This window comes from Brevibacterium sp. 2SA (assembly GCF_005502845.1).
In the GTDB taxonomy this organism is placed as follows: Bacteria; Actinomycetota; Actinomycetes; order Actinomycetales; family Brevibacteriaceae; genus Brevibacterium.
This window is the reverse complement of record NZ_SCMW01000088.1, coordinates 1-7,893: the sequence shown is the minus strand read 5'-3', so window position 1 is coordinate 7,893 and position 7,893 is coordinate 1. Positions and strand designations below refer to the sequence as shown.

The 7,893-nt window shown below is 59.4% G+C and carries 9 protein-coding genes; all 9 read right to left on the bottom strand.

Annotated elements, in window-relative coordinates:
- Positions 1-291 precede the first annotated feature (291 nt).
- Positions 292-717 (bottom strand): hypothetical protein, encoded by a 426-nt coding sequence (locus FFS20_RS17355; RefSeq protein WP_137827031.1) that lies wholly within the window; start codon positions 715-717, stop codon positions 292-294.
- A gap of 110 nt (positions 718-827) precedes the next feature.
- Entirely contained in the window at positions 828-1,205 is a 378-nt protein-coding gene (locus FFS20_RS17350) for a hypothetical protein (RefSeq protein WP_137827030.1), read from the bottom strand.
- Between the two features lie 469 nt (positions 1,206-1,674).
- Positions 1,675-1,941 (bottom strand): hypothetical protein, encoded by a 267-nt coding sequence (locus FFS20_RS17345; RefSeq protein WP_137827029.1) that lies wholly within the window; start codon positions 1,939-1,941, stop codon positions 1,675-1,677.
- A 20-nt stretch (positions 1,942-1,961) separates the two neighbouring features.
- The gene (locus tag FFS20_RS17340; RefSeq protein ID WP_137827028.1) at positions 1,962-3,047 is read right to left on the bottom strand and encodes a hypothetical protein; all 1,086 of its coding nucleotides are present in this window, start codon (positions 3,045-3,047) and stop codon (positions 1,962-1,964) included.
- A gap of 139 nt (positions 3,048-3,186) precedes the next feature.
- On the bottom strand, positions 3,187-3,561 hold the full coding sequence (locus tag FFS20_RS17335; protein ID WP_137827027.1) for a DUF3846 domain-containing protein: 375 nt from the start codon (positions 3,559-3,561) through the stop codon (positions 3,187-3,189).
- Positions 3,562-3,682: 121 nt separating this feature from the next.
- Positions 3,683-4,693 carry a hypothetical protein gene (locus FFS20_RS17330; RefSeq protein WP_137827026.1) on the bottom strand — a complete coding sequence of 337 codons (1,011 nt, stop codon included), beginning with the start codon at positions 4,691-4,693 and terminating at the stop codon, positions 3,683-3,685.
- Positions 4,690-5,658, bottom strand: coding sequence for a hypothetical protein (locus tag FFS20_RS17325; RefSeq protein ID WP_137827025.1), 969 nt, complete (start codon positions 5,656-5,658; stop codon positions 4,690-4,692). The genes FFS20_RS17330 and FFS20_RS17325 overlap by 4 nt, the downstream gene beginning before the upstream one ends.
- 64 nt (positions 5,659-5,722) lie before the next feature.
- Positions 5,723-6,574 carry a DUF1524 domain-containing protein gene (locus FFS20_RS17320; protein ID WP_137827024.1) on the bottom strand — a complete coding sequence of 284 codons (852 nt, stop codon included), beginning with the start codon at positions 6,572-6,574 and terminating at the stop codon, positions 5,723-5,725.
- Positions 6,575-6,747: 173 nt separating this feature from the next.
- Complete coding sequence (locus tag FFS20_RS17315) at positions 6,748-7,275, bottom strand: hypothetical protein (protein WP_137827023.1); 528 nt, start codon at positions 7,273-7,275, stop codon at positions 6,748-6,750.
- Positions 7,276-7,893: the final 618 nt, after the last annotated feature.

The window sequence follows — 7,893 nt, the reverse complement described above, 5'->3', positions numbered from 1 at the left end:
ACTCGAGCCTCGGCTACCGCACGCCCGCCGAAGCGCGCGCCGACTACACCCTTCAGGCCGCGATCGCCGCCTGATCCACAAAGAGATCGTCTACGAAACTTGACACAGCCCACTCATGTACATCCGGCACCGGACCCGTGATGGCGTGTGAACGCTACGATCGCTACCTCGAGGGGACGAGCCTTGAGCGAGCTGCGCAGTGGTTGACAGATCAAGGCATTGAAATTCCGTCCACGTCGTCAGAGATCGCCGAGATCATCGACGGTCAGTTCGATGGGGGCCTGCACTGGTTCATTGCCAGTCAGTTCTCTTCGGCAGCAGATCCGTCCGGGAAACGACCTCAGCATTGAGGATCCACTCTCTGATGCTCTGGCGAGTCCACAAAGGGCTGCGCCCGACCTGGTCGACAGGATCTGGGAACTTATCTCGTTGCCGGTGTGTGCGCAGGCGCTCAGTGGGGATGCTGAGAGCTTCGGCGATTTGCCTGCCGGTCATCAGATCGGAGCCTGCTCCTGAGAAGATCCCGGCGTAGCGCCACTTGCGGTGGGCCCTCCTCCACTTCACGAGGTCGTCCTCGTCCCAGTAGAACTGCTGCGAGGTGACGCGCATGGGATTGGGGAAGGGGACAGGGGAGTGGCGAGTCCACACTGCTTGGAGCCGGAGAAAAGTCGATCGAGAGATCCGCAGGAGATCACAGGCCTCGAGCGTGGTGAGCATCCGGTGGGTCAATTCGGCAACTCCATGTCGCGTGGTCGGCAGAGATTCTGCATACCGGACGTGAACTCGGCCGGTTCAGACTAGTGTGTCATGAGCCGGTGAAACATAGATTAGTTGTCGATGAGGGTGGCGAGCCAGGGGAGAGCTGCTTCGGCAGGCTCGTGCACCGGCCTTGTCTTCCAGTCGTAGGCCGGCGAGCAGTTGGCGACGATAGTCTGCAGCGCTGTGTGCATCCGTAGAGCGGCCTCAGAGTGGATGGGTGTCTGACGAAGAAACGGGTCGGACTCCCAGATCCAGAGATCGGGGAGTCCTCCCATCGTTCCAGTTGCATCGCACCACGCTGAGTAATTGGCATCGAGGAGCTCCCGAATGATCTCCTCGGCACGGTCTTCGAAAGAGCCCACACGTGTCGATCGCATCGTCTCGTAGTGGGCGATGCCTGTGACACCGTCAAAGAGGATGCGTGGTGGGAGAATCTCGACAGACATGGCGCGGTCCCTACCGATTCATGAGGCTCCTTGGTGCAGCCATCATGTCATTTCTGAGTTGCTACCGCAGGAGGGCGGTAGGTGCTGTCGAAAGGAAACCTGCACTGTGAGCAGAACCGACAAGTAGCCTCACTATGGTCTCCACAGCGGGGACAGGACATGATCGAGCCGCTAATCGCGATGTAGTTCTCTCTCATCGCCTGAGGAGTTCCCCAGGCTGCAGCTTCGATTGCGTCGCAGACACCTGCTTCGGCCTGGCTCTGAGGCCGATAGGTGATCTCGGAGTGGACGAGTCTATTGATCGTCGACTTGCTGGTGCCGAGCTCTGCCGCGAGTTGTCTTTGGAGCCCTCCCTCGGCCGCACGCTCTTGAACGTATCGAGCTGCCAAGCGTTGCTTCACGTGCTGAGCAAAGTCGACTACTCGTTTGGCAGAGGCGAGAGGGTGCTCAGTGACATGTTCGGTGTCCATCACACCTCCTCAGGATTCGGCTCGACCGTGAGGCGCCGTGTCGGGCCGTTGTATTCACGAGACAGCTGACGGAGCCAGGCCTCGGGGTGAGAGTCGTGGGTGACGGGTCCGCCGGCCTCCCGGTCAACGAACTTGAGATCCATGAGCCACTCGGGATCTCCCTGGATTTCGCCGATGGCTCCATCCTCGGCGAAGGAGAAGGCGCCCATGGTTTCCCACTCTCCGGTGGACTGCAGCTTGCGTTCGATGGTGACGATCTTGTTCATGGCTGGTTCTCCTGTTCTGTTCAGAATCTACCGTTGGTGGGAATGGGGGGAAGCTTCTTCAGCTCGATCATGCAGTCGATGTGTGTGAGCCGGTCGAGTATTCGGTCTGGGTGGACGATTCCGCGGAGGAAGTCGAGGTTGGTGGATCGGAGGCGTTTGAGGTCCTCGATGTGAGCTTCAGTGAGCGAGCTGTCGTTGGTGAACTTCTCGCCTTGCTGGTAGATCCTCCAGACTGAAAAGTTGTGGGCATATTCGCCGATCCTGGTGAATCCGTAGCCGTGATCGATGAGCGTGATTCCGAGGTGCTCGGGGGTTCGCCGGTAGACGAGTGTGTTACCGGGATGTCTGTCCCGCTGGCCGGTGATTGCGTCGAATACAGCTGCGTCGTGAACCTGATGAGGGTCAAGTTGGTTGCGATCGGTGAATGGGCTGAAGTCTTCCCCAGGGTACTTCTTCGACAGAGTCCCCAATTCGCCGTTGACTTCCCTGAGCACCGTGGGCGGAACCATGTCGGTGTACCTGGTCCCCAGTTGCTGTGCCACTTTCCACGTGGCGACCTCGTGCTGTGCTTGCATGGAGTACTCGTGGCCGAGTGAAATCTCGTTGTCGATTTCCTGTCCGGCGAGAGGTTTGAAGAATCCTTCGCCTCCGTCTGCGAATTCGACCCGTATGGTTTCGTTGACTCCCTGGCTGTGATCTGTGGAATCGACGATTTTCGCTGTCAGCAGTCGCCGCTCCTCAGGTCCCTTCCCTGACTTGCCCTGTATCGACAGCGCCGTAGCGATCGCCGCTCGTGTCTGAGGGTAGTTGTGGCTGTACGGCGTCCAGCGAGGCCCCTGAGGTGGGGTATCGGGCTTCTGAGGGTTGGTGTGTGCTGGTTGGGCGATCCAGGTGGGAGCGCCGGCGTCCTGGGCCCATTGCTTGGCTCTGCCTGGGGGAAGTTTTTGAACGAAATCGCGGACCGCAGGATCCTTGACGTTCTCTTCATCGTTGGCCCAGCTCCGCAGTGCCTTCTGTACCCCGCGGTTCTGGCGTCGACGCCAGTTGTGTCGGTTTAGGGCAGAGGGGCTGTTGCACCCCGGGCAGCGGCGATTGGTGTCGCACATATGTTCTCCTCTCCTACGCATGTAAGCGGTGGAGAGTGCCGGGGTCTGACACAGGCGGAGAGATTCTTTGATGGAGTCATGGCAGTGGAGGGGAAGGGCAACGATGCTGTGAGTGCTGCACATTGCTCCTCCTTCCCGGTCAAAGGTTGGCGTTGAGGTAAGTCTCGAGCTTGCTGGCGATGGCGCGCGCAGCTGCCTCGGAGATGGATGAGAGTTCTTCCCCGCTGCCGGTGATCAGGAGCGGACCGTACAGCACGTGCTGGTAGGCGAAGTACTCGGTGGCGCTGGTTCCACAGACCTCCTTGAGGGCGATGGTGCCGAGTACGTTGGCTTCCTGGTTGAATGCCCCCTCGTCGTCGACCCACACATCGATGGATTCGGCGGTGGCCGTGAGAGTGAAGACCACGCAGTCGATGTAGTCGCAGCCGAGTTCACGAGGGAGGCAGTCGTCGCTGCCAATGGTCACCGTTCGGTGGGTTCCGTCGGTGTCGATGCGAAGCGCGGTGTGATTCATAATAGCTCCTCAAACGTGTCTAACATAGACAAATATATCGACAGATATATTCCCTGGCAAGCGAAGATGGGGGACATACCGCAAATTTGAGGGCGGTATGTCCCCTGAGACCTCTGCTCGGTCACTGCTGCAGAGAGGAACCTTCTAGGAGCGGGCTATTCACGCTTATGTCCGGCCGGTCCTGCCATCGGGTATGTCCGGGAAGGTGTCGATGGGCGATTGCGCGGATCTGTGGCGCCTGCAACACGTGATGGGTCAGGATCGCGTCCTGGAGGTCGTGGAAGAGGGCCTGGTGGGTTTTCAGGGCAGTGCGAGCTCGGCTGCTGGCCTCCCTGATAAGCGAGTCGATGCTGAGTGGTCCGACATAGCCTTGTGGGTGCGTTCCGCCTGAGACGATATCGGCTGCGCAGTCCAGCATCAGTGCGGTGTCGAGATCGACTCCGTACCGCGGTTTCTGCGTGTCGATCTGGAAGACGATCGAGGCACTGGAAACGATCATCATCGCCCAGGCCACATCGGGAAGTGCGCGATTGGTCGGCTTATGGGCCGGGGTGACATGGCCATGGAGGGATTTGGGGTTCGTTCTGATCTCCACGAGGGGAACTCCGTTGACCAGGGCGGCGGTGGCGTGGGCAGCTTCGTGTTCGACAACGAGATCGTACGGAAGTTGCCCGGTGAGAGCCTTCCAGCCCTCGAAGTGGGCCGTGGCGAAGGAATCGATATCTTCGTCATCGTCGATTGTCGCGGCCACCCAATGTTCGTAATCACGTTGATACCGCAGGTGTATGCCTTTGAGGGCACCGTGGACGGGTTGAGCTTCCGAGGGAGAACGGACGGACTCTGTCCCAAGTGCTGGCGCCGGTGGCTGTTTGCTGATGCGGCGGTGGGCATAGAGCGCGGCCACTATGAGTCCGATGATGGGCGCGACAATGATGATCAGCTCAGCCGCGGTTTCAGGTGAGGCCTGCGGGAGGAGGTAGATAGTGACGCCGAGCCCAATGACGAGAATCGACACGGCAACGGCGGTGAAGAGGACTGCCGTGAGCTCCACGATTCCGGTGAATGTCCAGTATCCGATGCGAGCTCGGTTGCGGTACCCCATGCGCAAGAGGTTGGTGAGAGCGTGTTTCATGAGAGGTCTCCTCTTCGGGACGGCTCGAGCTCGTGCTTGAAGCGAGTTTCCAGTTCAGGGATCTCGATGTTGGCGGGGGTGTCGATGAGCGGGTCCAGGGCCCTGTAGATGGCTTCCCGGGCGATACGCCGTTGATTGGCCGGGGTGGAGGGGTGTCTGAACGTGTCGATAAGTATTTGGACCTGATCCATCGTCCGTTTGAGTACAGGGTCGATGGAGTGCCGGCCGAGGAGTCGGGCCTGGTGGTCGGCTTCTTTGAGTGCAGTTGCGAACTCGTCGACGGCGGTGGAGTACGTCCTGACGCTTGCGGCATCGCCGGCTGTTGCTTTGGCCCGGGCTTCTTCGGCCGCACGGTGGGCCTCGAGCGCGGTACGAGCGAAGGTTTCGTGTTGGACGTCATGGAAGGCGGAGAAGTTGACGATGAGGTCTAGGTCGTTGTGCCAGTCGTCCCAGGTGTTGAGGAGTTCGTCATGCTTCGCGATGACAGATTTCAGGGTGAGGGATCTGGTGTCAGCAGTCCGGTTCTCGAGCACAGGAGAGCCTGCGATCGCAGTTGATGATGAGGAGGGACGGAAGATTGCCAGGAGGCCGGCGCCGATGGCAAGTGGGAGATATATAGCTGGGCCGACTGAAGCATGGGCGTCCATGAGATCCGCGGTGATAGTCAGGGAGGGCTGTTGAATGCCCCAGTAGGTCCAATCAAGCGCCGGACGGCCTGCCTCGGCCGCGAGCTGCTTGTTGACGTCCCTGAGGGCATCTGGGATGCGTGATTCGATGGCCAGCAAGGTCAGGCTTGAGAGCGCGGCGACGAGGGCCCCAGGAATGTTCCGTCGACGTAAAGAGCGGAGCGATCGGATTGCAGAGGTGAGTGACCCGAATGCCGTTATGCAGCCGATCCCCAGCAGCCAGAGGGGGGACATACCGCCGAAGAGCGGGTCAATCCATGAGAACAGTTCTTCGAACATTGGAACCTACTCCGCTCAGTTGGTGAATTCAGGAAGCATTGGTCAGTCTCCGGTTCTGGTGCGGCTACCGTATTGCCCGCTTTTTGAGGGTGAGGTAGGTGAATACGACGATGGCGAGCAGTCCAGCCAGAGCCAGCCAGTAAGGACCGGAGCCGGGAGTGATGGGTACGCTGTGTTCGAGGGCCGCTGAGTTTGGTTCCGCAGTGTTGTCGCACGTGTCGATGGTTCGGAGCATTGTTCGCTGATCAGCGGGATCGACAGGCATGTGGTACTTGTCAGCGATATAGGTAAAGCGAGTGATGTAGGTGCAGACGTAGCTGGGGTTGTCTGGGACAAGCCATTCGGAAGGTCCAGAACTGCCTTTGGAGCTGTTGGATGAGGCGTCTGCCAGAATGAGGTTCTCAGGGTCGTTGTAGAAGGCTTCGCGCTCCTTCTGAGTCTGCCGGTGGCCGATCATGTCGTAGTGATACTCGGCCGGAACGATGTGCTCGACCTCGAGGGCAGGACTCTGCTGGCGAGAGAACTCGATGCTGCGGCCGGTATAGGGATCATGTTCGAGAACTCCGGAGTCGACGGCGCAACGGTCGTTTGCCTTGTACTGGACCTCATCGAGATCTCGGTTGCGGATGTCCTCACGAGTCGTTCCGCAGAACGCTGTGTCGGCAGAGCCGATGTTCGATGACCAACTTCCATACTGTGCTGATCGGTCGTAGGCGCCATTCGAGCGCCTGGGGGATGAGTGGAGGTCTTCAATGATCGTTCGGACCGCCTCGCGATCAACTTGTCCAATGGCCGCGGGAGACTCTGCACCGGTGAGGTCGGTCAGGGGTCCGGCCGCGGTGGCAGGGCTTGCCGGGGAGATGACCACGAAGGTCGTGATCAGGAGTGCGGAAATTGCGCGTATCTTGTGATGCATTGTGACCTCTTGCTAAGACTGTTCATGCGTTGTTGCATCTTGCTGGTGCATTGACACCGCCGGGCTTGGAGGCGTCTGGATGAGGGGATCCGCGAGGGGGCCGCAGATTCCTATCCACGAGAGGATCAGAGCGCTGATCATGGCGGGGCCTGGAGTACTGAGTCTCGATGTGTTCACCAGCGGCCTCCGGCCTGGACTGAGACAGTCCGCTGGATGTGTTTGAGCTGTGGCGAAGTGAGTTCGGTTTGGTCCATCAGGATCTTGACTGCCTCGTCGATGGCCACGGGGTTCCGATCCAGGTTGAAGACAAGGAGCCGGCGGGCTTCGCTTTGTAGCTGTGTGCTGCTGTCCTCGATCGGCAGATCATGTGTGGTGATCATGGCTGCTTGTGATGGGTGAATGTAGAACAGGCCAGCGTACTCGGTCAGGAGAAGCTTCTGAGAGAGGTCGGCCACGCTTAGTGGCGCGTGGGTGATGGTCAGGTGCGTGGAGTGCGCGTTGAGGAATGCCACCTCAGCTTTCAGGCCGAGGCATGTGGCAGCAACGATCTGCGCTGTGAGCAGTTCGGCTCGGTACTCCGTTGGCACGTCGACACCTCCGTTCCAGACCGTGGCGATCGCCGGTGCGGGGCCGTAGAGGGTCCTTCCTGTGTGGAAGGAGATATCGAGGGTCCGGGTGGGTGGAAGCGGGGCGATGGTCATCGTTGTCTCCTCTGTTCTTGCTGATATAAGCGCCGTGAACTGGAAGATCTGACGGGCTTTACAAAAATATACTGGCACATATACTAGTCTATGTAAACACCGAAATGGACGCTAAGGTGGCAGGCATGACGGCAGAGAAGGGCGAGCACAACGTTCGGCCGATCTGGCTCAACCTGACGAGACTGATCGCCGAAGAGCCGGCTATGGTGCGGAGCGCTCATGCATAGCTCTTCGGGCGAGACCCGGCTCCCTGTCAGCCTCCGCCCCCTACGTTCTGCCACAGGGGAGTATCTAGGAGCGATAGAGATCTCCCTGAGCGCTGCAGGCTCCCCTAGGGCAGTCGTCTATACCGCGCATGAGCCGGCCGCGGCCGGGGGCCGGCAACGGGATTTCTCCACGTGGGAAAACGCGGCTTCATACCTGGGGCTGATCGCCAGTTCGATGTAGCACTTAGACCAGGTCTCATATAGATGTTGTTTGACCGTCCTATTTCGATGATCTAAGTATCACGGAAAGGTAACACCCGCTTCCTCGCGTCCGAGCCGCGCAGCGGCATATTCGCGTCCAGCCAGGCTTGCCTGGCTGATCTGGAGAGCGAGCGCAGCGAGTGAACTAATA

Coding starts and splice junctions, on each gene's coding strand:
- FFS20_RS17355 (WP_137827031.1), bottom strand. CDS start 717: ATGCTCACCACGCTCGAGGCCTGTGATCTCCTGCGGATCTCTCGATCG.
- FFS20_RS17350 (WP_137827030.1), bottom strand. CDS start 1,205: ATGTCTGTCGAGATTCTCCCACCACGCATCCTCTTTGACGGTGTCACA.
- FFS20_RS17345 (WP_137827029.1), bottom strand. CDS start 1,941: ATGAACAAGATCGTCACCATCGAACGCAAGCTGCAGTCCACCGGAGAG.
- FFS20_RS17340 (WP_137827028.1), bottom strand. CDS start 3,047: ATGTGCGACACCAATCGCCGCTGCCCGGGGTGCAACAGCCCCTCTGCC.
- FFS20_RS17335 (WP_137827027.1), bottom strand. CDS start 3,561: ATGAATCACACCGCGCTTCGCATCGACACCGACGGAACCCACCGAACG.
- FFS20_RS17330 (WP_137827026.1), bottom strand. CDS start 4,693: ATGAAACACGCTCTCACCAACCTCTTGCGCATGGGGTACCGCAACCGA.
- FFS20_RS17325 (WP_137827025.1), bottom strand. CDS start 5,658: ATGTTCGAAGAACTGTTCTCATGGATTGACCCGCTCTTCGGCGGTATG.
- FFS20_RS17320 (WP_137827024.1), bottom strand. CDS start 6,574: ATGCATCACAAGATACGCGCAATTTCCGCACTCCTGATCACGACCTTC.
- FFS20_RS17315 (WP_137827023.1), bottom strand. CDS start 7,275: ATGACCATCGCCCCGCTTCCACCCACCCGGACCCTCGATATCTCCTTC.